This window comes from Pseudomonas sp. BNK-30, assembly GCF_047456185.1.
Classification (GTDB): domain Bacteria; phylum Pseudomonadota; class Gammaproteobacteria; order Pseudomonadales; family Pseudomonadaceae; genus Aquipseudomonas; species Aquipseudomonas putida_E.
This window is the reverse complement of the sequence record NZ_CP179904.1, coordinates 467,976-493,598: the sequence shown is the minus strand read 5'-3', so window position 1 is coordinate 493,598 and position 25,623 is coordinate 467,976. Positions and strand designations below refer to the sequence as shown.

The window sequence follows — 25,623 nt, the reverse complement described above, 5'->3', positions numbered from 1 at the left end:
TCTAAAAAAGGGGCCGCGCAGCGGCCCCTCTCATCACGATTAAAGCGGCTTGCCGCGATTACCGTGCTGGCTGACGAAGGCCTGGACTGCCTTGAGGTCGTTGGCCAGCACCGTGCAGCGCTCCTCACGGCCGAACAGGTCGCTCAGGTGCGCAGGCAGCTCCAGCGCCTTGCCGACGCCCGCTTTCTCCACAGCCTCCGGGAACTTGACCGGGTGCGCAGTGCCCAGCACCACCATAGGGGTATCCAGGCTGCGACGGCATTCGCGCGCGGCCTTTACGCCAATCGCGGTATGCGGGTCGAGCACTTCACCTGTGCTGGCGAAGACCTCGGCGATGGTCTCGCAAGTCTGCTCGTCGCTCACTGCCAGCGAGTCGAACAGCTTGCGCGCCTCTGTCCAGCGGTCCTGGTCGACGCTGAAACCGCCGCCCTGCTTGAAGTTGGCCATCAGTTCGCCGATAGCGGCACCGTTGCGACCGTGGAGGTCGAACAACAAGCGCTCGAAGTTGGACGAAACCATGATGTCCATCGACGGCGACAAGGTCGCGTGCAGGGTTTCCTTGACGTACTGGTTGCCGCTCATGAAGCGGTGCAGGATGTCGTTGCGGTTGGTGGCAACCACCAGCTGGCTGACCGGCAGGCCCATGTTGCGTGCCAGGTAGCCGGCGAAGATGTCGCCAAAGTTGCCGGTCGGCACCGAGAACGCCACCGAACGCGCCGGGCCACCGAGCTGCAGGGCAGCGTGGAAGTAGTAGACGATCTGGGCCATGATCCGCGCCCAGTTGATCGAGTTGACTGCGACCAGGCGGGTGCCTTTGAGGAACGACTGGTCGGCGAAGCTGGCCTTGACCATCTCCTGGCAGTCATCGAAGTTGCCTTCGATGGCGATGTTGTGGATGTTGTCGCCGAAGATGGTGGTCATCTGACGGCGCTGAACTTCCGACACACGCTGATGCGGATGAAGGATGAAGATGTCGACGTTGTCGCAGCGACGGCAGCCTTCGATGGCGGCCGAGCCGGTGTCGCCACTGGTGGCGCCAATGATCACCACGCGCTCGTTGCGCTTGGCCAGTACGTGGTCGAGCAGACGCCCGAGCAGCTGCAGGGCGAAGTCCTTGAAGGCCAGCGTCGGGCCGTGGAACAGCTCAAGAACCCACTCGTTGCTGTTCAGCTGGCGCAGCGGAGCGACCGCAGCGTGGGCGAACTCGCCGTAGGTCTCTTCCAGGATTTTCTTGAAATCGGCGTCGGCAATGCTGCCCTCGACGAACGGGCGCATCACACGGAAGGCCAGTTCGTGATACGGCAGGCCTGCCCAGGAAGCGATTTCTTCCTGGGTGAAGCGTGGGAGGTTCTCTGGCACGTACAGGCCGCCATCGCTGGCCAGGCCAGCCAGCAGGACGTCTTCGAAATTCAGGGCCGGTGCCTGGCCGCGGGTGCTGATATAGCGCATATGCAAACCTTCGGTTCGAGCGGCAAGTTGCAAGCTGCAAGCGCCAAGAAAAAGCTGTTCGGCATTTTTCTTACGCGCTGCACTGCCCTTGCCGCAAATTTAAACTGTTAGAAGCCCCAACACCGAACTGCTTTTTCTTGCAGCTTGCAGCTTGAAGCTTGCCGCTTAGTTGAGCTGTTCGACGCGGATGCGCACGACCTTGCCGACCACGTCCTGCAAGGCTTCCAGAGCAACGATGGCGTCGTTGATGCTCTGCTCGACCACACGGTGGGTCAGCAGGATCATCGGCACCAGGCCGTCCTGTTCCTCGACTTCTTTCTGCATGATCGACTCGATGTTGATGCCGCGCTCCGACAGGATGCTCGCCACCTGAGCCAGCACGCCCGGGTGGTCCTTGGCATGGATGCGCAGGTAGTAGGCGCTCTGGCAAGCTTCGATCGGCAGAATCGGGTGCGCCGACAGCGAGTCCGGCTGGAAGGCCAGGTGCGGCACGCGGTTTTCCGGGTCGCAGGTCATGGCGCGGACCACGTCAACCAGGTCGGCGACCACCGAGGAAGCCGTGGGCTCCATGCCGGCGCCGGCACCGTAATACAAGGTCGAGCCGGCCGCATCGCCATTGACCATCACGGCGTTCATCACGCCGTTTACGTTGGCGATCAGGCGATCGCTCGGGATCAGCGTCGGGTGCACGCGCAGCTCGATGCCTTCGGCAGTGCGGCGGGCTACACCCAGGTGCTTGATGCGGTAGCCCAGGGCTTCGGCGTAGTTCACGTCGGCAGTGGTCAGCTGGGTGATGCCTTCGGTGTAGGCCTTGTCGAACTGCAGCGGGATGCCAAAGGCGATGGACGCCAGGATGGTCAGCTTGTGCGCAGCATCGATACCTTCCACGTCAAAGGTCGGGTCGGCTTCGGCATAACCCAGCGCCTGCGCTTCGGCCAGCACGTCGGGGAAGGCGCGGCCTTTTTCACGCATCTCGGTGAGGATGAAGTTGCCGGTGCCGTTGATGATCCCGGCCAGCCAGTTGATGCGGTTGGCCGACAGGCCTTCGCGGATCGCCTTGATCACCGGGATGCCACCGGCCACTGCGGCTTCGAACGCAACGATCACGCCCTTCTCACGGGCTTTGGCGAAAATTTCGTTGCCGTGAACGGCGATCAGCGCCTTGTTGGCAGTCACCACGTGCTTGCCGTTTTCGATGGCCTTGAGCACCAGGTCGCGGGCGATGGTGTAGCCACCGATCAGCTCGATGACAACGTCGATCTCCGGGTTGCTCGCAACGTCGAACACATCAGCGGTAATGGGGGTACCGGTAATCTGGCAGTTCGGGTTCGGCGAGCGCATGGCGATCTGTGCCACTTCAATACCGCGCCCGGCACGGCGGGCAATCTCCTCGGCGTTGCGCTGAAGTACATTGAAGGTTCCGCCACCGACGGTCCCCAACCCACAGATGCCTACTTTGACCGGTTTCACTGTGAACTCCCCATTGAACGGCCGGCACCTGCGCCGACCGTGAAACATGCCGTCACCCCATGACGACGGCGTACTGAATGATTTACTTGGCGGCCTGCTGCTGGCCGGCCAGGGCCAGTTTGGCCACTTGCGGTGCCGGTTGATAACCTGGAATCACCTGGCCGTTTTCGAGCACGATCGCCGGCGTGCCGTTGACGCCGATCGACTGGCCCAGCTGGAACTGCTTGCCGACCGGGTTGGCGCATTTGGCAGCCTTGATTTCCTTGCCGTCGATCATCTTGTCCAGCGCTGCGCGGCGGTCACTGGAGCACCACACGGCCTGCAACTGCTCGTCACCCGGCGAGCCGAGGCCCTGGCGCGGGAAGGCGACATAGCGCACTTCGATACCGCGACGGTTGAGCTCCGGCACTTCGGCGTGCAGCTTGTGGCAATACGGGCAGGTGGTGTCGGTGAACACGGTGATGTGCGACTTGGTCTGGCCCTTGGCAGGATAAACCACCATCTCGGCGGCTGGAATGCCATTGATGAGCTTGGCTACGCCTTGGCGCTCGGTCTTCTCGGTCAGGTTGACCGGCTTGCCGTCCTGGATCTGGTACAGGTAGCCCTGCATGACGAACTGGCCATCGGCGCTGGCGTACAGCACACGGCCGCCCTGCAGCTTGACTTCATACAGGCCGTTGAGCGGGCTGCTGGCCACGCTCTCGACCGGCACTTCCAGCTCAAGGTTCTGCAACGACTTGCGAATCGCCTGCTCGGCAGCGGCATTGCTGTCGGTCGCCGCGGCAACGGCAAAGGTACTGGCCAGCGCCAACGCGGCGGCGGCGAAAATCTGGGTCACGCGCATGGGAACTCCTGAGGGCGGACAGGGGCCGGAGGGCGTCACCTGCGCAAAAACGCGGCGACCGTGCGGCCCTTGGTGCAAACCGCCCAAGCCTACCACAACACGCTACCGGTGAAGGGGTCTGCGAGTACCGGCCGGCGGAACATGAAAATCATTCATCCACGCGGGTGGTGCTGTGCGTGCAGTTGCTGCAGGCGTGCCTTGGCCACGTGGGTATAGATTTGTGTGGTCGACAGGTCGCTGTGCCCCAGCAGCATCTGCACCACGCGCAGGTCGGCACCATGATTGAGCAGATGGGTGGCGAAGGCGTGCCGCAAGGTGTGCGGCGACAGCGGCTTGTCGATGCCGGCAATCCGGGCGTGATGCTTGATGCGGTGCCAGAAGGTCTGACGGGTCATCTGTTCACCCCGCAGGCTGGGGAACAGCACATCGCTCGGGCGCCCGTTGAGCAGCTCGACGCGGCCGTCGCGCAGGTAGCGCTCCAGCCACAGCACCGCCTCTTCGCCCATCGGCACCAAGCGCTCCTTGCTGCCCTTGCCCATCACCCGCAGCACGCCCTGGCGCAGGTTCACCTGGTCCAGGGCAAGGCTGACCAGTTCGGTAACGCGCAGACCACAGGCGTACAGGACTTCAAGCATGGCACGGTCGCGCTGGCCAATGGCTTCGCCAAGGTCCGGGGCCTGCAACAGGGCCTCGACGTCGGCTTCTGACAACGACTTGGGCAAGGGTTTGCCCAGCTGAGGCATCTCTATTTGCAGGGTTGGATCGACGGCAATGAGCTTTTCCCGCAGCAAGTAGCGAAAAAAGCCACGCAGACCTGAGAGAAAACGCGCAGTGGAACGCGGCTTGTAGCCTTGATCCAGACGCCAGGCCAGGTGATCGAGGATCAGCTCTCGACCGGCGGCAGGCAAGGCCAGGCCGTGATCCTGCAGCCAGCCATTGAACAGCGCCAGGTCACTGCGATAAGAGACGCGAGTGTTGTCTGAAAGGCCTTTTTCCAGCCACAGGGCATCAAGGAACTGGTCGATCAAGGGGTGGTCAAGGGCTGGCATGAAAACTCGGTGGCAAACGACGAAATGACGCTTAGTCTTTCATAACAACGCCGGCATAGGGAGCCCGCATGAACGAACAGCAGATCCTACTCAGTGTGGGCGGTATCGGTGCCGCCGCCCTCGCCTGCCAGTGGCTGGCCTGGCGCCTGAAGCTGCCAGCGATTCTCTTCCTGCTGCTGGCCGGGATAATGGTCGGCCCGTTGCTCGGCTGGCTCGACCCGCAAGCGCTGTTCGGCCCGCTGCTGATGCCGCTGGTGTCACTGGCGGTGGCACTGATCCTGTTCGAAGGCAGCCTGACCCTGCACCTCTCGCAATGGCGGGACATCGGCAGCGTGGTGCACCGCCTGGTCACCGTCGGCGCTCTGTCGACCTGGCTGGTGATCGCCCTGGCAACACACTGGCTGCTGGGTTTCGACTGGCCGCTGGCGATCCTGTTCGGCACCTTGACCCTGGTGACAGGCCCTACGGTCATCGTGCCCATGCTGCGCGTGGTACGGCCGAAGGCGACCATTGCCAACATCCTGCGCTGGGAAGGCATCGTCATCGACCCGATCGGTGCCCTGCTCGCCGTCGTGGTGTACAGCTTCATCATCGCCAGCGCCGATGGCGATGGCCTGAGCCAGAGCCTGGGGACCTTTGCCGGGGTGATCTTCTGCGGCAGCGCCCTGGGCGCCGCCGGTGGCTGGTTACTGGGGCAAATCATGCGCGAGCAATGGCTGCCGGAATACCTGCACAACCTGGCGTCGCTGGCCGCCGTACTGGGTATTTTCATCGCCGCCAACCAGATCGTTCACGAGTCCGGGCTGCTGGCGGTGACGGTAATGGGCATGTGGCTTGCCAACATGCGTGGCGTCGATGTACGGCAGATCCTGCACTTCAAGGAGAACCTCAGCGTACTGCTGATCTCCGGCCTGTTCATCCTGCTTGCCGCGCGGCTCGATCTGCATGCCCTGTTGGGGTTGGGCCCGGCCGTACTGGCACTGCTGCTGGTGATCCAGCTGGTGGCGCGGCCGCTGAATGTCTTGCTGTCAACGCTGGGGTCCTCGCTGAACTGGCGGGAACGGGCCCTGCTGGCCTGGATCGCACCACGCGGCATCGTTGCCGCCGCAGTGTCGGCGATATTCGCCATCCGCCTGCATGAGGCCGGGCATCAGGACGCACTGCTGCTGGTGCCACTCACCTTTGCCGTGATCATCGGCACTGTCGTGCTGCAGAGCGCTACGGCGCGCCCCCTGGCGCGCCTGCTCAAGGTGGCCGAGCCGGCGCCCAGCGGCTTTCTCATCGTCGGCGCCAACCAACCCGCACGCGCCATCGGCAAGGCCCTGCAGCAACTGGGCTGCCGTGTGTTGCTGACCGATTCGAGCTGGGAAAACATTCGTGCGGCACGCATGGAGGGGCTGCCGACCTACTTTGGCAACCCGGCTTCGCAGCATGCCGACGCACACCTGGACCTGGTAGGCCTCGGCCACCTGCTGGGGCTGTCGCCTGCCGGGGAGATCAACGCCTTGGCCAGTGCGCGCTTTCGTCATGACTTCGGCCACGGCCGCCTGTATGTGCTGGCCAGCGGCCTGGAGAAGCAGCGCAGCGACAAGCACCGGGCCAGCGAAGAGCACCGTGGCCAACTGCTGGGCTCAAGCCCGATGACCTACCAACAAATGGCCAATCGCCTGCATCATGGCGCGGAACTGTACAGCACCAACCTTACCGAGGGCTTCGACTGGGACAATTACCAGGCATTGCATGGCGAGCGCGCACATCTGTTGTTTGCCCGGGATGCCCAGGGCTGGGTGCATGTATCAAGCCCCGAGAACCCGCTTGCGCCGCAACCTGGCTGGACCCTGGTGGCGCTGGTGGAACCGGCCCCCATCACCGAGAGCACTGCCGCGCCGGGTTGAGCCTTCAAGCTTGTGGCAACACCGGCACCGGGCGCTTGTCCTCGTCGATGGCGACAAAGCTGAACACACCATGGATTGCCCGCTCGCGCCCATCCAGATACATGTTCTCGACGAATACGTCCACTTGAACCTGCAAACTGGTGTTGCCGACCTTGATCACCGTTCCCACCAGCTCGACGATCGAGCCTGCCGGGATCGGGTGTTTGAAATCGATACGGTCTGTGGACACGGTCACCAGCGGCAGCCGGCAGAAGCGCGTAGCGGCGATGAACGACACTTCGTCCATCCAGGCCAGCGCAGTGCCGCCGAACAAGGTGTTGTGGTGGTTGGTGGTGTTGGGGAACACCGCTTTGGTCACGCGGGTCACCGACAACTCGGTGCGGCGCTGAATTTCCTGGTCTCGGCTGGTCATGTCCGTCACTTCTTTCGGGTTTCAAAACGCAAAAAAGCAGCCCGAAGGCTGCTTTTTTCTCGCTAGGCGGCCAGGGCCACCGGGCAAACTGTACTCAGGACAGTTTTTCCTTGATGCGAGCGGCTTTGCCGGACAGGTCGCGCAGGTAGTACAGCTTGGCTTTACGCACGTCACCACGACGTTTCACGGCCAGGCTGTCGATCTGCGGGCTGTAGGTCTGGAAGGTACGCTCAACGCCAACGCCGCTGGAGATTTTGCGCACGGTGAAAGCGCTGTTCAGGCCGCGGTTACGCTTGGCGATAACAACGCCTTCGAACGCCTGCAGACGGGAACGCTCACCTTCCTTCACTTTAACCTGAACGACGATGGTGTCGCCTGGTGCGAAGGTCGGGATTTCCTTGCTCATCTGCTCGGCTTCGAGCTGCTGGATGATCTTGTTGGTCATGCTGTGCTCCTAAGATGGATACGTGATCCACCATCGATACGTTTAACTATCGTCCCGCTCGCGGAGATATTCCTCGAGCAGCTTCTTCTCTTCTCCAGAAAGCGAGCGACTTTCCAGAAGATCGGCGCGTCGTTCGAAGGTCCTACCAAGGGACTGCTTCATTCTCCAACGCCGGATGTGTGCATGGTTGCCACTTAGCAACACGTCGGGAACACGCTGATCCGCATACACCTCAGGTCGGGTGTAGTGCGGGCAATCGAGCAGACCGTCGGTGAAGGAGTCTTCCTCCGCCGAGTCCACATGCCCTAAAGCTCCGGGCAGCAGCCGTGTAACCGCATCGATCAGTACCATGGCCGGCAGCTCGCCACCGGAAAGCACATAGTCGCCAATCGACCACTCCTCATCGACATGAGCCTCGATAAAGCGCTCGTCGATGCCTTCATAACGACCGGCGATCAGGATCAGCGATTCCTGTTCGGCCAGGCCTTTGACCGCTTGCTGAGTCAGCTTGCGGCCTTGCGGCGAAAGGTAGATCACCTTTGCCGATGCTCCGGTCGCTTGCCTGGCGCTAACCAGGGCGTCTTCCAGAGGCTTGATTTTCATCACCATGCCCGGGCCACCGCCAAACGGCCGATCATCCACTGTGTGGTGGCGATCTGTGGTGTAGTCCCGCGGGTTCCAGCAGGTCACCTGAAGCAACCCCTGTTTTACCGCGCGGCTGGTAATGCCGTACTCAGTGATGGCCGAGAACATCTCGGGGAACAACGTGATGACGTCTACGCGAAGGTTACCCATCGTTTAGAAGTCCGCGTCCCATTCAACCCGCATCACGCCTGCTTCCAGGTCGATTGCCAGCACACATTGCGCCGTATAGGGCAACAGACGCTCGCGATCATCCAGGCTGCCTGCGCAGGGCTTGACCACCATTACATCGTTCGCACCGGTCTCCAACAGGTGATCGACCTTGCCGAACAGCTGTTCGTCCTGGTTGATGACCTTCAGGCCCTGCAGTTGGTACCAGTAGTACTCGTCTGCGGCCAGGTTGGGCAAAAGGCTCCGCGGGATGCAGATTTCGAAGCCGCTCAGAAGACGCGCTTCATCACGATCATCGAGGCCTTTCAGTTTAACGACCAGGCCCTTTTGGGAGCCACGACCGCTGACCAGCTCGACCTGCTTTACCTTGCCTTCGTGCCGAAGCGTCCAGCGTGGATAATCCAACAGGTTTTCAATCGGATCGGTAAAGGAATACACCTTCACCTCGCCGCGAACGCCGTGAACCGAAAAAATCTTGCCAACGACGATGAGGTCGTCAGCCTTTTCTGGCGTCGCGTTCATATTGCTCAGGCAGCGGCCTTGGCAGCGTCCTTCAGCAGCTGAGCAACACGCTCAGACGGCTGTGCGCCTTGGCTCAGCCAGTAGCTGACGCGCTCCTGGTTGACCGACAGCTTGACTTCAGCGCCAGCAGCGATCGGGTTGAAGAAACCTACGCGCTCAACGAAACGGCCGTCACGGGCGTTACGCGAGTTGGTCACGGTCAGGTGGTAGAAAGGGCGCTTTTTCGAGCCGCCACGGGCAAGACGGATGGTTACCATGTGAACATCGTTCCTATAGTCGGTGCTGCAAATCTGAATGCCAAATAGGCACACGGGTGCCCAAAAGGCCGCATATTCTCGGGGAATACACGGACATTTGCAAATGACTTTTTCGACAAGGCCTCGCCCTGCCGTCCAGATTTGCCGGTTGAGCCACGGATTGCGTGGCCATTGCCCCGCCGCAGCGGGGGTTCTGAGCGCTCATTCTTCAAAAGACAAGCGCCCGGAATAAGGGTTACAGCTTCGGCATGCCGCCGCCAGGCAACATCCCGCCCAGGCCGCGCATCATCTTGGCCATGCCGCCCTTGGCGGAGAATTTCTTCATCATCTTCTGCATCTGCTTGTGCTGCTTGATCAGCCGCCCGATGTCCTGCACCTGGGTACCGGAACCCAGGGCGATCCGGCGCTTGCGCGAACCGCTGATCAGGTCAGGATCGCGACGCTCGGCCGGGGTCATGGAGTTGATGATCGCCTCCATCTGCTTGAACTGTTTCTCGGCTGCGCCCTGGGCATTGCCCATCTGCGACAGGTTGACCCCGCCGATGCTCGGCAGCTTGTCCATCAGGCCGCCCAGGCCACCCATGTTCTTCATCTGTTGCAGCTGGTCGCGGAAGTCCTCGAGATCGAAGCCCTTGCCCTTCTTCAGCTTCTTGGCCAGCTTGTCGGCTTTGGCCTTGTCGATGGTCTGTTCGGCCTGCTCGATCAGGCTGAGCACGTCGCCCATGCCGAGGATGCGCGACGCCACACGGTCCGGGTGGAAGGGCTCGAGAGCCTCGGTTTTCTCACCCATACCGATGAACTTGATCGGCTTGCCGGTGATGGCACGTACCGAAAGCGCGGCACCGCCACGGGCATCACCGTCGACCTTGGTCAGCACCACGCCGGTCAGCGGCAGGGCTTCACCGAAGGCCTTGGCGGTATTGGCGGCGTCCTGGCCGGTCATGGCATCGACCACGAACAGGGTTTCAACCGGCTTGACCGCGGCATGCAGCGCCTTGATTTCGTCCATCATGTCGGCGTCGATGTGCAGACGGCCGGCGGTGTCGACAATGACCACGTCGATGAACTTGAGCTTGGCCTCGCGAATCGCCGCTTCGGCAATGGCCACAGGCTTCTGGCTGATATCGGACGGGAAGAAGGTCACGCCAATGTCGTTGGCCAGCGTTTCCAGCTGCTTGATCGCAGCCGGGCGGTAGACGTCGGCCGAAACCACCATCACGCTCTTCTTCTTGCGCTCCTTGAGGAAGCGCGCCAGCTTACCGGCGGTGGTGGTCTTGCCCGCGCCCTGCAAACCGGCCATCAGCACCACGGCAGGCGGGGCGGCATTGAGCGCGAGGTCTTCGTTGGCCGCACCCATCAGGCTTTCCAGCTCGGCCTGGACGATCTTCACGAACGCCTGGCCCGGGGTCAGGCTGCGCGACACCTCGGTGCCGACCGCACGCTCCTTGACGCTGTTGACGAAATCCTTGACCACCGGCAGGGCAACGTCGGCCTCGAGCAGGGCCATGCGCACTTCGCGCAACGTATCCTTGATGTTGTCTTCAGTCAGCTTGGCCTTGCCGGTGACATGGCGCAGCGTCTGTGACAGGCGGTCGGTCAGGTTTTCGAACATGGTGATCCTTTCAGGCCAAGTAAAAGCCGAGGTTTGTCAGGCGCCCAGGTGAATATGCACACGCGCTGGGCACAGCAAGGCGGCGATTATAGCGAAGAGCGGCGGCGGCGCACACCTCGGCTTCCCGGCGGCAACTTTCAAGCTGCAAGCCTCAAGCCGCAAACCATCAGAAAATCCCGCCCCCCGTACGAATCTGCCTTCGCTTGCAGCTTGCAGCTTGCAGCTTGCAGCTTGCAGCCTGAAGCTTGCAGCTCACTAGCCCCCCCAGCGCGATCTATGCCAAACTCCGTCTCTTTAAGGCTTGCCCACCAGGACTTATGGTCTCCTCACCCAGCCTCATCCCCAACCTGATCGCCGCCGGCCTATATATAGCGGCGACCGTTTATCAGGGTTCGCGCCTGGCCCAGTCGAGCAAAGCCGACAAACGGCTGCTCGGCCTGCTCGGCGCCCTCGCCGTGATCGCCCAGAGCGGCGCGCTGTTCTTTCAGCTGATCACCCCGCTGGGCCTGAGCCTGGACTTCTTCAGCGCCGCCAGCCTGATCGCCGTGGCGGTGATCACCCTGACCCTGCTGGCCTGCCTGCGCATACCGGTGGAAAACCTGCTGGTGCTGCTGTTCCCGCTCGGCGCCATCACGGCCCTGCTGGCCCAGTTCGCCCCACCCGGCACCGTTCCGCTGATCGATGAAGAGCCGGGGATCCTCGCTCATATCCTGCTATCGATCCTGGCCTATGGGCTGTTCACCATTGCGGTGTTCCAGTCGCTGCTCCTGCTACTGCAGGACCACCAGCTGAAAAACAAGCACCCTTCCGGGCTGATCCGCAACTTCCCACCGTTGCAGACCATGGAAAGCCTGCTGTTCGGCTTCCTTTGGGCGGGCTGGTGCCTGTTGTCGCTGTCGCTGATCTCTGGCTGGCTGTTCCTGGACAACCTGTTTGCCCAGCACCTGGTACACAAAACCCTGCTGGCCTGCGTGGCCTGGATCGTCTTCAGCGTACTGCTGTGGGGCCGCACCCGCCTGGGCTGGCGTGGGCACAAGGCGATCCGCTGGACACTGGCCGGTTTCTGCCTGCTGATGCTGGCCTATTTCGGCAGCAAGCTGGTCCGCGAATTCATCCTGCATATCTGACGGTCGCCCATGGACACCCTGCCGTACGCTCCGCTACTCGGCACTTTGGCACTGGCGCTGCTCTGGTCGGCGCTGTTCACCGCGGTGGATGCCGCCCGCCTGCAACTCAACGGCTCGTTGCGCCCCGGCGATGACGGGCAACCGGTACTGCCAGCCCAGGCCCTGGTGCTGTGCGCCAGCCTGGGCAAGCTTCTGGTATTGGGCCTGGCCTGCCTGATCGGCCAACGCCTCAACGGCGAGCACGGTTTCTGGCTGGCCGGCCTGGCCGCCACCTCTGGCCTGCTGGTGTTCGCCGAATACCTGCCGCGGCGCCTGGCTCGGCGCAACCCGCTGGCCTTCATCAGCCTGGGCGCCAGCCTGCTGAAGCTCCCATTGGCACTGGTGCAACCCTTGGCTTGCCTGCTGGACGGCTGCGCCAAGCTGATGTTGCGGCCGTTTCGCGTACCGCCCACCGCAGTGGCCCTGCACCCGCAGGCAGATGACGACTTTACCGAGGATGAAGACCACGACATGCCGCGCCACGGCCTGCTCGATGGCCTGCACTCGCTGGACAAGGTCACCGTCAACGACATTCTGGTGCCGCGCAACGAGGTCGATGGCATCAACCTGGATGAGCCGATCGAGCGCATCATCGAGCAACTGATCCTCAGCCGCCACACGCGCCTGCCGGTCTACCACAACGACATCAACCAGGTAGAAGCCATCCTCAACACCAAGCTGATCAGCCACCTGCTGCCCAAGGCCGAGCTGACGCTGGAGAAGCTCCACAGCGCCTGCTACGAGCCTTACTTCGTCCCCGAAAGCACCCCACTGCAATTGCAACTGCTGAACTTCCACAAGCAGCAGCGCCGGCTGGGCGTGGTGGTGGACGAATACGGTGAGGTACTGGGCATCGTCACGCTGGAGGACATACTCGAGGAGATCGTCGGCGAGTTCGAGGAAGAGCACAGCCTCGACAACCCCCATGTACACCCCCAGTCCGACGGCACCTTCGTCATCGATGGCGCCGCTTCCCTGCGCGAAATCAACCGCACCCTCGGCTGGCACCTGCCCAGCGACGGCGGGCCGAAGACCCTGAACGGGCTGGTCACCGAGGCCCTGGAAAGCATCCCGGAAAGCGCTGTTTGCCTGAAGATCGGCCGCTATCGCCTGGAAATCCTCGAAACAGAAGACAATTGCGCCAGCAAGGTACTGGTGTGGACCGTGACCCGCTAGCTATACTCGGGTCACGCTTACCCAGCCCTGCCGTCCCGCCCGCTATCCGCACCCGGCGCCACACGGCCAGCGCGCTCCACTGACGCGCCCTGCGGTCCTGCTTCAACACCCCGAACAGTGCCCGCTCCCGCCCCTATCCCCCTTGGGCTATCGTCAGTCGGGCGAACAAAAGAACAATACGCTCCGGCGTCCGCGAACCGTACCTGCCCTTCGCTGGCCAGTGCATACCGTCGCGGGCCAAGCCCATGGAGCACGACCAGACTGTTAGGGACCTACTTAATGACAACCAGCAGCACTTATGCCCAAGCGCCTGCCGCGCCGGTCAACTCACCCGCGCGGGTGGCCACCGCCAGCTTCATCGGCACGGCCATCGAGTTCTACGATTTCTACGTGTATGCCACTGCCGCCGCGCTGGTGATCGGCCCCGTATTCTTCCCTTCAGGGTCAGGCACCGCGCAGATGCTGGCGGCCTTCCTTACCTTCGGCATCGCCTTCCTCGCCCGCCCGCTGGGTTCAGCACTGTTCGGACACTTCGGTGACCGTATCGGGCGCAAGTCGACGCTGGTTGCCTCGCTGCTGCTGATGGGGGTGTCCACCACGCTGATCGGTGTATTGCCAGGCTACGACAGCATCGGCATGTGGGCACCGATCATTCTTTGCCTGCTGCGCTTCGGCCAGGGCCTTGGCCTGGGCGGTGAATGGGGTGGCGCGGCGTTGCTGGCCACCGAGAACGCCCCGGCGGGCAAGCGTGCCTGGTTCGGGATGTTCCCGCAGCTAGGCCCTTCGATCGGCTTCCTGGCGGCCAACGGCCTGTTCCTGACCCTGGCCCTGCTGCTCAGCGACGAGCAGTTCCGTGAGTGGGGCTGGCGCATTCCGTTCCTGCTCAGTGCCGCGCTGGTGCTGGTAGGCCTGTACGTACGCCTGAAGCTTGAAGAAAGCCCGGTGTTCGCCAAGGCCGTGGCCCGCCACGAGCGGGTCAAAATGCCGGTGGTCGACCTGTTCAGCAAGTACTGGCTGCCGACCCTGCTGGGCGCCGCCGCCATGGTGGTGTGCTATGCGTTGTTCTACATCTCGACGGTGTTCTCGCTGAGCTACGGTGTCACTACGTTGGGCTACAGCCGCGAAACCTTCCTTGGCCTGCTGTGCTTCGCCGTGGTCTTCATGGCCCTGGCCACGCCGCTGTCGGCCTGGCTCAGCGACCGTTACGGGCGCAAGCCGGTGCTGATCGTCGGCGGCCTGCTGGCGGTGGCCTCGGGCTTCACCATGGAGCCTTTGCTGACCTCCGGCTCGACCACGGGTGTTGCGTTGTTCCTGGCCATCGAGCTGTTTTTGATGGGCGTGACTTTCGCACCGATGGGCGCGCTGCTGCCAGAGCTGTTCCCTACTCACGTGCGTTATACCGGGGCGTCTGCGGCGTATAACCTGGGCGGCATCGTCGGGGCTTCGGCGGCGCCGTTCTTTGCCCAGAAACTGGTGAGCATGGGCGGTTTGAGCTGGGTGGGTGGGTATGTATCGGTGGCGGCGGTGATCAGCCTGATTGCAGTGCTGTGCCTGAAAGAGACCCGCAATACAGAGCTGTGATCCTTGAGCTGCAAGCTTCAAGCTGCAAGAAAAGGCATCCCTTAGCAGCTTGTAGCTTGTAGCTTGTAGCTTGTAGCTTGAGCTTAGAACTCGACCTTGACCGCCTGCGCCGCACGGGTCGCCTTGGCCCGCGCCGCTTCGATCGATTCATCACGTGCCAGGCACACGCCCATGCGGCGCTGGCCGTTGATTTCCGGTTTGCCGAACAGGCGGATCGCGGTATCCGGCTCGCTCAACGCTGCGCCGAGGTTGGCGAAGCTGGTCTGCTGCGACTGGCCTTCAGGCAGGATCACCGCCGACGCAGACGGGCCGAACTGGCGCACCACCGGGATCGGCAGGCCCAGAATGGCACGGGCATGCAGCGCGAACTGCGACAGGTCCTGGGAAATCAGCGTGACCAGGCCGGTATCGTGCGGGCGCGGCGAGACTTCGCTGAACCACACCTGATCGCCCTTGACGAACAACTCGACGCCGAACAAACCACGGCCGCCCAGTGCATCGGTGACAGCCTTCGCCACACGCTGCGACTCGGCCAAGGCTTTCGGGCTCATCGCCTGGGGCTGCCACGACTCCTGGTAGTCGCCTTTCTCCTGGCGGTGACCGACCGGCTCCAGATACGTGGTGCCACCAACATGGCGCACGGTCAGCAAGGTGATCTCGTAGTCGAAATCGATGAAGCCTTCGATGATCACGCGGCCCTTGCCGGCGCGGCCACCCTCCTGGGCGTAGTCCCACGACTTCTGCAGGTCGGCATCGCTGCGCAGCAGGCTCTGGCCCTTGCCGGACGAGCTCATCACCGGTTTGACCACACACGGGTAACCGACATCGGCCACAGCCTTTGCATAATCTTCAAAGGTATCGGCGAAGTGGTACGGCGAGGTCGGCAGGTCCAGCTCTTCGGCCGCCAGGCGGCGAATGCCCTCGCGGTTCATGGTCAGCTGCGTGGCGCGGGCGGTCGGCACGACGGTGAAACCTTCGTTCTCCAGCTCGACCAGCGTAGCGGTGGCGATGGCTTCGATTTCGGGGACGATGTAATGCGGTTTTTCAGCCTCGATCACCGCGCGCAGGGCGACACCATCGAGCATGTTGACCACGTGGCTGCGGTGCGCGACCTGCATGGCCGGCGCATTGGCGTAGCGGTCCACGGCGATCACTTCGACGCCCAGGCGCTGCAGCTCGATCACCACTTCCTTGCCCAGCTCGCCACAGCCGCAGAGCAGTACACGGGTCGCGGTAGGCGACAATGGGGTTCCGATACGGGTCATTTCAGGTCCTCGAAGGCGTCCGGGGCCGCGCCAGTCTTAGCGCCGCCCGCTGAAAAAGGACCCGTATTCTACACCATCAGCCAGCCACGGCAGCCCGCCGCGCACGAAATGCCATGGCCAGCCACACCGCAGTCACGCCTGCGAACTTGGAGGCCATCGCGGTGCCGATCACGGCCGGGGTCAGGGCACCGATCATGCCGAAGAAAATGAAGGTGTCCACCGGGATGCTCAGTGCCGAGCTCAACCACAAGCGGTCACGCAAGGGGCGCCGGGTGATGCTGAACACCAGCCAGTCGATCAGCTCGGAAACGAAGAACGCCGTGGCACTGGCCAGGGCAATGGCCGGCTCGGAAGTGACATACGACAGCACCAGCGCCAGCAGCATGGCGATCAGCGCGCCATGGCCGTAGCGGGTCTGCACCATGTCACGCAGGATGAACACCAGCCCACCCCAGGCCGACCAGATCACGTCCAGATGCGGGGCGCTGGAAAAGGCAAAGTTGATCAGTACAACGCTGCTGATGTAAACGATTAGAAAGAACATGGGCAGTGACCGTCCGACAAGCGGCACAGATTACCTGATTTTCGAGTCAACCGCAGCGCTTACAAGATCAATCCGGCCGCCACCGCCCGCTCATGGCACAGCTTGAGCACCGCCCGGCGTTCGGTATTGTCCATCCGCCCCCAACGGCCGATCTCCGCTACGGTGCGCTGGCACCCGGTGCAGACATCCTGCTCGTCCAGCGCGCAGATGCTCACGCAGGGTGAAGCGACCGGGCGTTCGGTAGCGATCACCTCACTCATCGTCCACCACCAGGTCCCGCGCATAACGCTGGGCGTTGTGAACATAGTGCGCGGCGCTGGCCTCGAGCATGCGCTTCTGCTGCTCGGTCAGCTCACGCACCACCTTGCCGGGCGACCCCATTACCAGCGAACCATCGGGGATTTCCTTGCCTTCGGGGATCAGTGCATTGGCGCCGATGATGCAGTGTTTGCCGATGCGCGCACCGTTGAGGATCACCGCATTGATGCCGACCAGGCTGTAATCGCCAACCGTGCAACCGTGCAGCATGGCGTTGTGGCCCACGGTCACGCCTTTGCCCAATGTCAGCGGCGAACCCATGTCGGTATGCATCACGGTACCGTCCTGGACGTTGCTGTCCTCGCCGATATCGATCAGCTCGTTGTCGCCGCGCAGCACCGCGCCGAACCACACACTGGCGCGCGCCTGCAGGCGTACCTTGCCAATCAGCATGGCATTGGGTGCGGCCCAACTGGTGGCATGGCTCTCGACCCGCAGGTCGCCCAAGCGGTATTTCATTCTCGCTCCTCAGGTATCAGCGGCGACGGGGTGTGCCCCGTTCAGATCTCTATATAACGCTCGGGGGGCTGATGCAGGCTGATGCCTGCGTCGTACAGCAAGTTGACCAGTTCGACGATCATGATCGCCGACAGCCCCCAGATCTTGTATTCGCCATAACGATAGCTGGGCACATACCAACTGCGGCCCTGGTAATCGATACGGTGGGTGTGGTCGCGCGGGTCCTGGCGGAAAAATTCGAGCGGCACGCTGAATACTGCCGCGATCTCCGCATCATTGGCGCGGTATTCGACGAAATCAGGGATCACCCCGACGAATGGCGTCACTTTCAGCCCATGCAGGGAAATCAGCGGGCTCAGCGGGCCGAGCACTTCCACCAGGCCTGGCGGCAGGCCGATTTCTTCTTCGGCCTCGCGCAGCGCGGTGAATATCAAGTCGGGGTCTTCCGGGTCGCGCCTGCCACCGGGGAAGGCGACTTCACCGCCATGGGTGGAAAGCCCTTTGGCACGCAGGGTCAAGACCAGTTCGGGCGCTTCGCTGCGAGTAATGGGCAAAAGTACCGCCGCCTCGGGGAACCGTCGGTCGGTTTCCAGTGAAGCTGGTTGGTGGTTGCTCATTCGGCGAAGTAGCTCGTCCAGCATTGCGCACTCTCGTTTCCAAGGCCTGCCCTGCATGATGCACCAAAGCCGCGAAGCACCCAAGCCCTGTACGCTTGCGGCAGGCCTGCCTGGCACGCCAAGATAGCGTGGGCTCAAGGGAAGAACAGCATGAAATTCTGCAGCGCGTGCGGCCAGCCGGTCATTCAGCGGATACCCGAAGGCGACAGCCGCCTGCGGTATGTCTGCAATCATTGCCAGACCATTCACTACCAGAACCCGAACATCGTTGCCGGGGTGCTGCCGGTCTGGGGCAGCCAGGTGCTGCTTTGCCGGCGAGCCATCGAGCCTCGCCGCGGCTTCTGGACCTTGCCCGCCGGCTTCATGGAGAACGGCGAAACACTGGACCAGGCCGCCCGCCGTGAAACTGTCGAAGAAGCCTGCGCCCGGGTCGGCACGATGGCCCTGTACCAGTTGTTCGACCTGCCGCACATCAACCAGGTGCATGTGTTCTTCCGCGCCGAACTGGCCGACCTGGACTTCGACATCGGCGTCGAGAGCCTGGAGGTGCGGCTGTTCGACGAACACGAGATACCGTGGGGCGAGCTGGCTTTCCGGACCGTCACACGCACACTAGAATGCTATTATCGCGACCGCATCGGGCAGCATTACCCCATAGGCCATGAGTACCTGCCACCGATGAGCGTTTCGCCCACCACTTAAGTTTGCAGGTACCGCTTCATGCGCTGGTTGTTCGCCCTTTTCTGCCTTTGCGTTACCTCGGTGTCCCAGGCGGCCTTCACCGAGACCATCATTCGCAAGCCACAGCCGCCTTTGCCGGCACAATCGCAATCGCAGGCGGCCATGCAGCCACTGATCGACAAGGTGCTGGTGATCAAGTCCGAGCGCCGCCTACAGTTGATCAGCCGTGGCGAACCGCTGAAAACCTACCGCATCTCGCTGGGCAAGCAGCCCAAGGGCGCCAAGCAGCGCGAAGGCGACAAGAAGACCCCCGAGGGCCTGTACTGGCTGGACTGGCGCAAGCAAAGCGACCGTTTCAACCTGTCCATGCACATCACCTACCCGAACATCAGCGATGCAGCCCGGGCCACACGCGAGGGCTGGAGTGCCGGCAGCATGATCATGATCCACGGCACCCCGATCAACGACGAGTATCCCGAATGGTATTTCCATACGCTTGACTGGACCGACGGCTGTATCGCCATGCGCAACTCGGACATGCGCGAGGTCTGGGACCTGGTGCCGGACGGCACATTGATCGAGATTCGGCCCTGATAGTCCGGCATTCCAATTGAGGCTGTAGGAACCTTCCCACTTCAATTAAACATCTGCCCTACTGCCGTGTAGGCAGCAGACTGCATCCAATCGACTGGCAAAGTTTTTAGCATCCACGCAAACGAGTACTCAGGCCGTACGCCATTTGCGGGGTTCTTCCATGCCAGCCCGATACCGCCACATCGCCAGCAGGCTGCTTGCCTGCTGCATGACGACCTTGCTGGCCATGCCGCAGGCATGGGCGGACGACCCTGCCAGCCAGCAACTGCGTGATCAACAGCGAACCTTGCGCCAGCTCGAGCAGCAACAGCGGCTGCAGCGCTGGCAGCGCCCTCCAGCGGCGCAACACAGCGACGCCCTCGCACCGAACCCACCCAGCGACAGCCGCTGCTGGGAGATAGCCGGCGTTCGCCTGGCCGGCAACCGGCAGCTTTCGGCACAGGCGCTTGAGCCGGCCATCCAGGCGCTGATAAAGCCCTGCATGGGCATCGCCGACATCAACCACCTGCTCAAGGCCATCACCCAGCGCTACGTGCACGCCGGTTACCCGGCCAGCCGCCCCTATCTGCGCCAAGCGCCAGCGCATGACGCGCCGCTGGACATCGTCATCATCGAAGGCTTCGTCGAGTCGATCGAGCTGGCTGCCGAGCTGCCGCTCTCCCTGAACAGCGCATTCCCCCATCTGCTGGGCAACCCCCTGTACCTGCCAGACCTTGAGCAGGGGCTGGACCAGCTCAACCGCCTGCGGGCCTTCGAGCTCAGTGCCGACCTGTTGCCAGGCGAACTGCAGGGCGGCACCCGGGTGCTGCTGCAGCCTCGCCAAGTGGCTTCACGCTGGCACCTGGACAGCCGCTTCGATAACCGAGGCAGCCCGCTGACCGGGCGTCACCGCCTGAACCTCGGCATCGGCCTGGACAGCCCCTTGGGCCTGAACGACGACCTGCGCCTGTCACTGTCGACAACGGTCATCGATGCTCCGGGGCGCAGCCAGGGCGTCACCCTGTACTACAGCATCCCCTACGGCCCATGGAGTTTCACGCTCAATGTCGGCCAACTGCGCTACAACGCGCCGATTCCGCAAGGGCGGTACGACAGCAACGGCAACAGTAGCTACCAGAGCGTCAGCGCCGAGCGCATGCTCTGGCGCAACCAGTACGGCATGCTCAGCGCCAGCGCCCGGCTGGACCGCAAACAACTGATCAACCGCACCGGCTCTGCAGTCATCGGCCTGCAGAGCCCCACCCTGACCAGCGTGGAGGCCGGGCTCAACCTGCTCTGGCTGGACCACGGCCTGTGGAACGCCTACATCGGCGTCGCCCAGGGCACTCACTGGCTGGGCGCCGAGCAACCCGCCCAGCACGCAGCTGCGCCGCAGCTCGACTTTAGAAAGTACCGCGCCAGCCTGCTGCACCTGCGCCAAGGGCCAGCGAACTGGCCGTGGCGCTGGCAAAGCGAACTTGGCCTGCAGTACAGCACCGATGTCTTGCCGGCCGTCGAGCAAATGTTGTTGAGCGACGATTCGGCGGTGCGTGGCTTTCGCCTGCGTACCTACAGTGGCGCCAGCGCCGCCACCTGGCGCAATACCTTCAGCCAACCGCTGGCATTGCCCTGGACCACACTGGCTACGGTGCGCCCCTACCTGGGCCTGGACCTGGGCTGGGAGCGGCTGGCGCAAGGCGCTTCGCCGCGCCGGCTGGCAGGTGCCACGGCGGGTATCGAAGTGAGCCTGCCGCACAGCCGCCTGCGCCTGGACTATCAGCGCGCCCTCTATGCCAGCGACCTGCAGCGCCCGCTGCTCGAACCCGGATTCTGGGTACTTGAATGGGCCCTGAACATCTGATTCACCCACAACAAAGAGAACGAGAACATGCAGACACTCTCGCAGATACCCGCAATCCGCCCCGATACCTTGCGCTGGGCCATTTTCCTCGCCCTGCTCGCCTCCACCAGCGCGCTGGCCGAACACGGCCTGGAGGCAGCCACCGGCCCTGGGGGTACGCCGCTCATCAGCAACAATCATGGCGTACCTGTTATCGACATCGTCGCGCCCAACGCCAGCGGCCTGTCGCACAACCAGTTCCTGGACTACAACGTCGCCCGCCCCGGCGTGGTACTGAACAACGCCCTCCAGGCCGGGCAGTCGCAACTGGCCGGCGCGCTGGCGGCCAACCCCCAGTTCCAGGGCCAGGCGGCCTCGACCATCCTCAACGAGGTGATCAGCCGCAACGCCTCGCTGATCGAAGGCCCACAGGAAATCTTCGGCCGCCCGGCCGACTACATCCTGGCCAACCCGAACGGCATCACCCTCAATGGCGGGACCTTCATCAACACCACCCGGGCCGGTTTCCTGGTAGGTACACCGGAGCTGCAGGACGAACAGCTCAAATACCTCAACACCCTAAATGCCAGTGGCACCCTGCAAGTGCTCACAGGCGGCCAGCACAATGCCGAGGGCGCGCTGGACCTGATCGCGCCGAAACTCGACAGCAAGGGCGTGCTCTCGGCCAGTGGCGATCTCACCGTGACCGTTGGCCGCAACCGCATGCGTCACGACGACGGGCAGGTCATCGAGCATCTGCCGGGCACGCCGTCCAGCATCGACGCCAACCTGTTCGGCGCCATGCGTGCCGGGCGCATTCGTGTGGTCAGCACTGCCGAGGGCGCGGGTGTGCGGGTGGGGCCGGTGCAGATCAAGGCCGACCAGGGCATCACCCTTCAATCTGCCGGCGCGCTGCAGGTCAGCGGGCATGAAAACCGGCCCGGGGAACTGCTCAGCGAACACGGCGCATTGCAACTCACCGCTGCCGATGACCTGCGCCTTGGCGCCGTCGACGGCAAAGCCGAGCGTATCGAGATAAAGGCTGGAAAGAAGCTCACTCTGGATGCCGAAAGCCGCCAGAGCATCGCCCGCGAGCAGGAAAGCTGGAACAAAAAGTTCCTCTTCGTTACCCGCGAGACCTACCAGCGCGAACGTACCACCACCGCCGACCAACTGCGCGGGGCGCAGCTGCAAGCCAGTGACAGCGTGCTGTTGCAGTCCGGCGCCGACATGCGCCTGTTGGCAGCCAATGTGGATGCGGGCGGCGACCTGACACTCGACAGCGCTGCCAACCTGGATATCAGTGCAGGCACCAACAGCCAACGTATCGAGGAGCAGGTACGCCACCGCAAAGACCTGTGGCGCGGCGACAGTGATACCAGCCAGTACAAGGAATCAGCACAAGGCAGCACGCTCAATGCCGCACGCATGACGGTCAAGGCCAATGACACGCTCACCGTCCAAGGCAGCAAGCTGCACAGCCGCGCCGGCCTGGACATCAACGCCAGCAACGTCGAAATCGGCACAACGGCGCTGCAGGAACAGGGCACACGCCGCAACTACCGTGGCGACCTGGTATCGGGCACCTTCTTTGGTGACCGCAAAGGCAACGATACCCAAGGTAAGCGCGTAGCCGGCAGCGCCGTTACAGCCGATGGCAAGCTGAACGTTGCGGCTGAACAGGTGAGCATCAAGGGCAGCACCGTCCACGGCGCCCAAGACGCGGTGTTGTACAGCGAAAAAGGCGCCCTGGCGATCGAGGCAGACCACGCCAGCACTGTGGCCACCGACCGCGACAGCAGCAGCAAGCTGTTCGGCCTGATCGGCAACGATCGCGAGCGCACGCAGCGCAAGCAGCAGGTGCTGAGCAGTGACGTCAGCTCTGCCAGCAACCTGCGGCTGGCCAGTGCTGAAGAATTGCGCATCCAGGGTTCGAAGGTGACGGCCGGCGGGCATCTGCAGGTCGAGGCCAAGGGCGACCTGTTGATCGGTAGCACACAGTCAAGCGATGAGAGCGAAACACGCAGCCAGCAGCGCGGTTTCACGGCCAGCGCCAAACAGACCGCAGAAGCCGAAGACGGCAAGCCCGAGTCGCGCCAGTACGCCGCCGGCGTTGCTTACGAGGTGGTCACCAGCACAGGCCAACAACGCGAAACGTCGCAGGTGGCCAGCGAATTGACGGGCGCTACGGTTGGCCTGGACAGCGGCGCGCAGCTACAGGTCAACGGTTCCAGCGTACAGGCCAATGCGGGCGACCTGAACGTGCAGGCCAAACAGGTGAGCCTTGGCGTCACACGCAACGAGCGCGTGTCGTCCGGCAGCTCTACCCAAAGCGGTGGTGGCCTGACGGTGACCGGCGGTATGGATCGGCTGGGCAGCCTGTTCGAAGGCCATCGCAACAACGAAGTCACCACCGAACGCGACAGCAAGACGCAACGCACCGGGCTGCAGGCCAGCGGCGACCTGAAGCTCAGCGCCGACGAGTTGATCACCGAAGCTGCACGCGTCAACGCAGGCGACACCCTTCAGGTAACTGCCAAGCGCATTGAGAACCGTGCCGTGCAGGACACCCATGAACGTGAAGTGCAGCGCAATGACTGGTCAGGCAGCATCGGCGCCAGCCTGGAGTACCGTGACGTGACCCGGCCGATCGAACGCTTGGTACAGGGCGAAGAAGCGGCGCGCTTCCAGCAAGCCTCGCCCGAAGACGCAATGGTGGCACCGAGCGTTGGCGGCGACATGACCCTGGACCACCTCAAACGCTTGGAAAACCAGCGCCGCGGCTTTGCCCAGGTGAGCGAACTGGCAGGGGGGCACGTGAAGGTCAAGGCCGATACCCTCGATGACCAGGGCACCACCTGGCGTGCCAACGCCGGCGCCCTGCAGGTCGACGCCCAGCAGCACCACCTGCGCGCCGCCGAAAACACCCGGGAAGATAACGTGCAGCGCCTGGCCTACGGCGGTGACCTGCGCGTGGATACCAGTTCGGGGAGCGACCTGAACGTCCGCGCTTCCGGCAAGGGCGGCTCGCAGGGCAAGCAGGATACCGCCAGCACCGCAGTGCCGGGCAGCCTTTATGGGCAACAGGGCATTCAGGTGCAGTTGGGTAGCGACGGCCGCTACGAAGGCACGCGCATCGATGGCGGTGAAGGCGACGTAGTGATCCAGAGTGGCACTACACTGTCGCTGGCCCAGGCCACCGACCACGCTCAACAGCGCGCTCGCCAGCTCGATGGCAACGCCTGGGCCAAGGTCGGCAACCGCCCGGGCAGCACCGGCGTCGACGGCCGAGGCTATCTCGACCATGCCCAGCAGCAGGCTACACAAAACAATGCCCAGGTGGCGCAGGTCGACGCCAAAGGCCAAGTGCGCCTGACCAGCGGGGGCGACATGCTGCTCGAAGGCACGCGTATTGGCAGCCGCGAGGCCAAGGTCGGCGATACGCGCCTGCAAAGCGATGGCCGCCTGCAGGTCAAAGCTGCGAGCAATACCCGACAGGCCACTGGCGGGAACCTGGGCGGCGGCCTGGAGCTGGCCGTGAAGACCGGCACCACCCAAGGTGGCGCCATCGGGGGCCATTTCAACCATGGCAAGAAGAACGAGGACGCCCGCCAGGCAATCGATGCGCAGTTCCAAAGCGCAGGCAAACTGACCCTCGACAGCCGCGCTCGCGAGGACCTCGCCGTGCATCTGCAGGGCCTGCAGGCATCGGCCGAGCACATCGGCATCAATGCCGCCAAGGGCGGCATGCTGATCGAAGCGTCATCCAACGTCGAGCGGCGCGACAACCTGGACATCACCGCCGGCGCCGGCTTCAACACATCCAAGGGCGGCACCGACACCCTTGGGCTGCACGGCCGTGTTCAGGTCAACCTCGACAAGCGCGACAACCTCATCTGGAACGCCGGCAACCTGCGCGCCGAGCGTATCGACCTGCAAAGCCGCGGCGACACCCGCATCGAAGGCGTAAGCCTGGAAGCCGGGCGCATCAGCGGCGCAATCGACGGCGATCTGCGCATCGCCAGCCGCAAGGACAGCGTCGATACCCTGACCGTAAAAGGTGATGCACGGCTGAGCAAAGAGAAAAACCCGCAAGGCTATGTGAACGCTGCCACGGCCGTCGCAGGGCCGCTGGGAAGCAAGGTCAGCGAAAAAGCAGGTTCCGCCCTGGCCAAGGCCGACCCGGGCGTTTCGCCAACCTTCAGGCTCGATGTGTCGCATGTTCAGCGTGATGGCGTAGCCCAGCAGACGGCGCTCAAGGGCAGCGATGGGGTAGACCTGACGGTTGGCGGTGACGCTCACCTGACGGGCGCCCGCCTGCACTCGGCCAAGGGTGAGGTAAAACTCACCGCCAACGCGGTGACCAAGGAAACGCTGAGCGGCAATGATTACCGCCGGGATGTGTCGATCGATGCGTCGAACTCGCCGGTAGACCTGGGTACCGCCATTGCCCAGATCAGCAAAGGCAAAGGTGCCGCAGACGGCGAGAATGCACTGGACCTTGGCTTGCTGCGCACCAGTGGGCATAGCCGAAGTGAGCAGTGGGCATCGGGGATTGAAGGGAAAGCCAACTGATCCACAGGCCCTGTCGTCGGCAAACCGGCGATAGGGCCATGAACGTCACGTCAACCGCTG

The 25,623-nt window shown here is 63.1% G+C and carries 23 protein-coding genes; 8 read left to right on the top strand and 15 right to left on the bottom strand.

The genetic code is table 11. The annotated features are described in order from the left end of the window. Positions 1-39 precede the first annotated feature (39 nt). The 4 genes from thrC to xerD all read right to left on the bottom strand — a co-directional run bounded on the left by thrC (position 40) and on the right by xerD (position 4,812). The gene (gene thrC / locus ACMGGN_RS02270; RefSeq protein ID WP_046784365.1) at positions 40-1,449 is read right to left on the bottom strand and encodes a threonine synthase; all 1,410 of its coding nucleotides are present in this window, start codon (positions 1,447-1,449) and stop codon (positions 40-42) included. Between the two features lie 165 nt (positions 1,450-1,614). Then, positions 1,615-2,919, bottom strand: coding sequence for a homoserine dehydrogenase (locus tag ACMGGN_RS02265; RefSeq protein ID WP_046784366.1), 1,305 nt, complete (start codon positions 2,917-2,919; stop codon positions 1,615-1,617). Between the two features lie 82 nt (positions 2,920-3,001). Further along, on the bottom strand, positions 3,002-3,763 hold the full coding sequence (gene dsbC / locus ACMGGN_RS02260; RefSeq protein ID WP_012315966.1) for a bifunctional protein-disulfide isomerase/oxidoreductase DsbC: 762 nt from the start codon (positions 3,761-3,763) through the stop codon (positions 3,002-3,004). Between the two features lie 152 nt (positions 3,764-3,915). Next, complete coding sequence (gene xerD, locus ACMGGN_RS02255) at positions 3,916-4,812, bottom strand: site-specific tyrosine recombinase XerD (protein WP_414156434.1); 897 nt, start codon at positions 4,810-4,812, stop codon at positions 3,916-3,918. Positions 4,813-4,880: 68 nt separating this feature from the next. On the opposite strand from xerD, the gene ACMGGN_RS02250 reads away from it, so the two are divergent. Further along, positions 4,881-6,707 carry a cation:proton antiporter gene (locus tag ACMGGN_RS02250; protein ID WP_414156433.1) on the top strand — a complete coding sequence of 609 codons (1,827 nt, stop codon included), beginning with the start codon at positions 4,881-4,883 and terminating at the stop codon, positions 6,705-6,707. Between the two features lie 4 nt (positions 6,708-6,711). Here the strand turns inward: ACMGGN_RS02250 and ACMGGN_RS02245 are convergent, their stop codons facing one another. The 6 genes from ACMGGN_RS02245 to ffh form a co-directional block, all read right to left on the bottom strand. Continuing rightward, positions 6,712-7,119, bottom strand: a complete 408-nt coding sequence (locus ACMGGN_RS02245; RefSeq protein WP_012315969.1) for an acyl-CoA thioesterase — start codon at positions 7,117-7,119, stop codon at positions 6,712-6,714. A gap of 94 nt (positions 7,120-7,213) precedes the next feature. Continuing rightward, complete coding sequence (gene rplS, locus ACMGGN_RS02240; protein WP_008094487.1) at positions 7,214-7,564, bottom strand: 50S ribosomal protein L19; 351 nt, start codon at positions 7,562-7,564, stop codon at positions 7,214-7,216. A gap of 42 nt (positions 7,565-7,606) precedes the next feature. Continuing rightward, positions 7,607-8,359 (bottom strand): tRNA (guanosine(37)-N1)-methyltransferase TrmD, encoded by a 753-nt coding sequence (trmD, locus tag ACMGGN_RS02235; RefSeq protein WP_008094486.1) that lies wholly within the window; start codon positions 8,357-8,359, stop codon positions 7,607-7,609. A 3-nt stretch (positions 8,360-8,362) separates the two neighbouring features. After that, entirely contained in the window at positions 8,363-8,899 is a 537-nt protein-coding gene (rimM, locus tag ACMGGN_RS02230; protein WP_012315970.1) for a ribosome maturation factor RimM, read from the bottom strand. A 5-nt stretch (positions 8,900-8,904) separates the two neighbouring features. After that, a complete protein-coding gene (gene rpsP / locus ACMGGN_RS02225; RefSeq protein WP_012315971.1) occupies positions 8,905-9,156 on the bottom strand; it encodes a 30S ribosomal protein S16 in 252 nt (83 codons plus the stop codon). A gap of 235 nt (positions 9,157-9,391) precedes the next feature. Continuing rightward, positions 9,392-10,768, bottom strand: a complete 1,377-nt coding sequence (ffh, locus tag ACMGGN_RS02220; RefSeq protein ID WP_046784370.1) for a signal recognition particle protein — start codon at positions 10,766-10,768, stop codon at positions 9,392-9,394. Positions 10,769-11,085: 317 nt separating this feature from the next. Between ffh and ACMGGN_RS02215 the strand changes: the two genes are divergently transcribed. From ACMGGN_RS02215 to ACMGGN_RS02205, 3 genes are all read left to right on the top strand, one after another. Next, on the top strand, positions 11,086-11,895 hold the full coding sequence (locus ACMGGN_RS02215) for an inner membrane protein YpjD (RefSeq protein ID WP_012315973.1): 810 nt from the start codon (positions 11,086-11,088) through the stop codon (positions 11,893-11,895). Between the two features lie 9 nt (positions 11,896-11,904). Then, positions 11,905-13,110: a transporter associated domain-containing protein gene (locus ACMGGN_RS02210; RefSeq protein WP_046784371.1), complete on the top strand. Its 1,206-nt coding sequence runs from the start codon at positions 11,905-11,907 to the stop codon at positions 13,108-13,110. A 279-nt stretch (positions 13,111-13,389) separates the two neighbouring features. Beyond that, positions 13,390-14,691: an MFS transporter gene (locus ACMGGN_RS02205; protein WP_196996957.1), complete on the top strand. Its 1,302-nt coding sequence runs from the start codon at positions 13,390-13,392 to the stop codon at positions 14,689-14,691. An 83-nt stretch (positions 14,692-14,774) separates the two neighbouring features. Here the strand turns inward: ACMGGN_RS02205 and purT are convergent, their stop codons facing one another. The 5 genes from purT to ACMGGN_RS02180 form a co-directional block, all read right to left on the bottom strand. Next, positions 14,775-15,956 (bottom strand): formate-dependent phosphoribosylglycinamide formyltransferase, encoded by a 1,182-nt coding sequence (purT, locus tag ACMGGN_RS02200; protein WP_115273998.1) that lies wholly within the window; start codon positions 15,954-15,956, stop codon positions 14,775-14,777. 76 nt (positions 15,957-16,032) lie between these two features. Continuing rightward, positions 16,033-16,500, bottom strand: coding sequence for a VUT family protein (locus ACMGGN_RS02195; RefSeq protein ID WP_115273997.1), 468 nt, complete (start codon positions 16,498-16,500; stop codon positions 16,033-16,035). 59 nt (positions 16,501-16,559) lie between these two features. Continuing rightward, complete coding sequence (locus ACMGGN_RS02190; protein WP_039602028.1) at positions 16,560-16,760, bottom strand: DUF1289 domain-containing protein; 201 nt, start codon at positions 16,758-16,760, stop codon at positions 16,560-16,562. After that, positions 16,753-17,277, bottom strand: coding sequence for a gamma carbonic anhydrase family protein (locus tag ACMGGN_RS02185; protein ID WP_039602029.1), 525 nt, complete (start codon positions 17,275-17,277; stop codon positions 16,753-16,755). The genes ACMGGN_RS02190 and ACMGGN_RS02185 overlap by 8 nt, the downstream gene beginning before the upstream one ends. A 41-nt stretch (positions 17,278-17,318) precedes the next feature. Then, positions 17,319-17,918: a CoA pyrophosphatase gene (locus tag ACMGGN_RS02180; RefSeq protein WP_046784375.1), complete on the bottom strand. Its 600-nt coding sequence runs from the start codon at positions 17,916-17,918 to the stop codon at positions 17,319-17,321. Between the two features lie 126 nt (positions 17,919-18,044). Between ACMGGN_RS02180 and ACMGGN_RS02175 the strand changes: the two genes are divergently transcribed. The 4 genes from ACMGGN_RS02175 (at position 18,045) to ACMGGN_RS02160 (ending at position 25,563) form a co-directional block, all read left to right on the top strand. Then, complete coding sequence (locus ACMGGN_RS02175) at positions 18,045-18,596, top strand: NUDIX hydrolase (protein ID WP_046784376.1); 552 nt, start codon at positions 18,045-18,047, stop codon at positions 18,594-18,596. An 18-nt stretch (positions 18,597-18,614) separates the two neighbouring features. After that, entirely contained in the window at positions 18,615-19,169 is a 555-nt protein-coding gene (locus ACMGGN_RS02170) for a L,D-transpeptidase family protein (protein ID WP_012315982.1), read from the top strand. A 160-nt stretch (positions 19,170-19,329) separates the two neighbouring features. Next, a complete protein-coding gene (locus ACMGGN_RS02165) occupies positions 19,330-21,009 on the top strand; it encodes a ShlB/FhaC/HecB family hemolysin secretion/activation protein (RefSeq protein WP_115273995.1) in 1,680 nt (559 codons plus the stop codon). A gap of 27 nt (positions 21,010-21,036) precedes the next feature. Beyond that, positions 21,037-25,563 carry a hemagglutinin repeat-containing protein gene (locus ACMGGN_RS02160; RefSeq protein WP_414156432.1) on the top strand — a complete coding sequence of 1,509 codons (4,527 nt, stop codon included), beginning with the start codon at positions 21,037-21,039 and terminating at the stop codon, positions 25,561-25,563. Positions 25,564-25,623: the final 60 nt, after the last annotated feature.

Bases quoted from the DNA above. Each gene is read 5' to 3' on its own strand.
- ACMGGN_RS02205 (WP_196996957.1), top strand. From the start codon at position 13,390: ATGACAACCAGCAGCACTTATGCCCAAGCGCCTGCCGCGCCGGTCAAC.
- ACMGGN_RS02165 (WP_115273995.1), top strand. From the start codon at position 19,330: ATGCCAGCCCGATACCGCCACATCGCCAGCAGGCTGCTTGCCTGCTGC.
- xerD (WP_414156434.1), bottom strand. From the start codon at position 4,812: ATGCCAGCCCTTGACCACCCCTTGATCGACCAGTTCCTTGATGCCCTG.
- ACMGGN_RS02175 (WP_046784376.1), top strand. From the start codon at position 18,045: ATGAAATTCTGCAGCGCGTGCGGCCAGCCGGTCATTCAGCGGATACCC.
- ffh (WP_046784370.1), bottom strand. From the start codon at position 10,768: ATGTTCGAAAACCTGACCGACCGCCTGTCACAGACGCTGCGCCATGTC.
- rimM (WP_012315970.1), bottom strand. From the start codon at position 8,899: ATGAACGCGACGCCAGAAAAGGCTGACGACCTCATCGTCGTTGGCAAG.
- ACMGGN_RS02160 (WP_414156432.1), top strand. From the start codon at position 21,037: ATGCAGACACTCTCGCAGATACCCGCAATCCGCCCCGATACCTTGCGC.
- ACMGGN_RS02245 (WP_012315969.1), bottom strand. From the start codon at position 7,119: ATGACCAGCCGAGACCAGGAAATTCAGCGCCGCACCGAGTTGTCGGTG.
- ACMGGN_RS02170 (WP_012315982.1), top strand. From the start codon at position 18,615: ATGCGCTGGTTGTTCGCCCTTTTCTGCCTTTGCGTTACCTCGGTGTCC.
- ACMGGN_RS02180 (WP_046784375.1), bottom strand. From the start codon at position 17,918: ATGCTGGACGAGCTACTTCGCCGAATGAGCAACCACCAACCAGCTTCA.
- ACMGGN_RS02185 (WP_039602029.1), bottom strand. From the start codon at position 17,277: ATGAAATACCGCTTGGGCGACCTGCGGGTCGAGAGCCATGCCACCAGT.
- ACMGGN_RS02190 (WP_039602028.1), bottom strand. From the start codon at position 16,760: ATGAGTGAGGTGATCGCTACCGAACGCCCGGTCGCTTCACCCTGCGTG.
- purT (WP_115273998.1), bottom strand. From the start codon at position 15,956: ATGACCCGTATCGGAACCCCATTGTCGCCTACCGCGACCCGTGTACTG.
- ACMGGN_RS02250 (WP_414156433.1), top strand. From the start codon at position 4,881: ATGAACGAACAGCAGATCCTACTCAGTGTGGGCGGTATCGGTGCCGCC.
- thrC (WP_046784365.1), bottom strand. From the start codon at position 1,449: ATGCGCTATATCAGCACCCGCGGCCAGGCACCGGCCCTGAATTTCGAA.
- ACMGGN_RS02215 (WP_012315973.1), top strand. From the start codon at position 11,086: ATGGTCTCCTCACCCAGCCTCATCCCCAACCTGATCGCCGCCGGCCTA.
- rplS (WP_008094487.1), bottom strand. From the start codon at position 7,564: ATGACCAACAAGATCATCCAGCAGCTCGAAGCCGAGCAGATGAGCAAG.
- dsbC (WP_012315966.1), bottom strand. From the start codon at position 3,763: ATGCGCGTGACCCAGATTTTCGCCGCCGCCGCGTTGGCGCTGGCCAGT.
- rpsP (WP_012315971.1), bottom strand. From the start codon at position 9,156: ATGGTAACCATCCGTCTTGCCCGTGGCGGCTCGAAAAAGCGCCCTTTC.
- ACMGGN_RS02210 (WP_046784371.1), top strand. From the start codon at position 11,905: ATGGACACCCTGCCGTACGCTCCGCTACTCGGCACTTTGGCACTGGCG.
- ACMGGN_RS02195 (WP_115273997.1), bottom strand. From the start codon at position 16,500: ATGTTCTTTCTAATCGTTTACATCAGCAGCGTTGTACTGATCAACTTT.
- trmD (WP_008094486.1), bottom strand. From the start codon at position 8,359: ATGGGTAACCTTCGCGTAGACGTCATCACGTTGTTCCCCGAGATGTTC.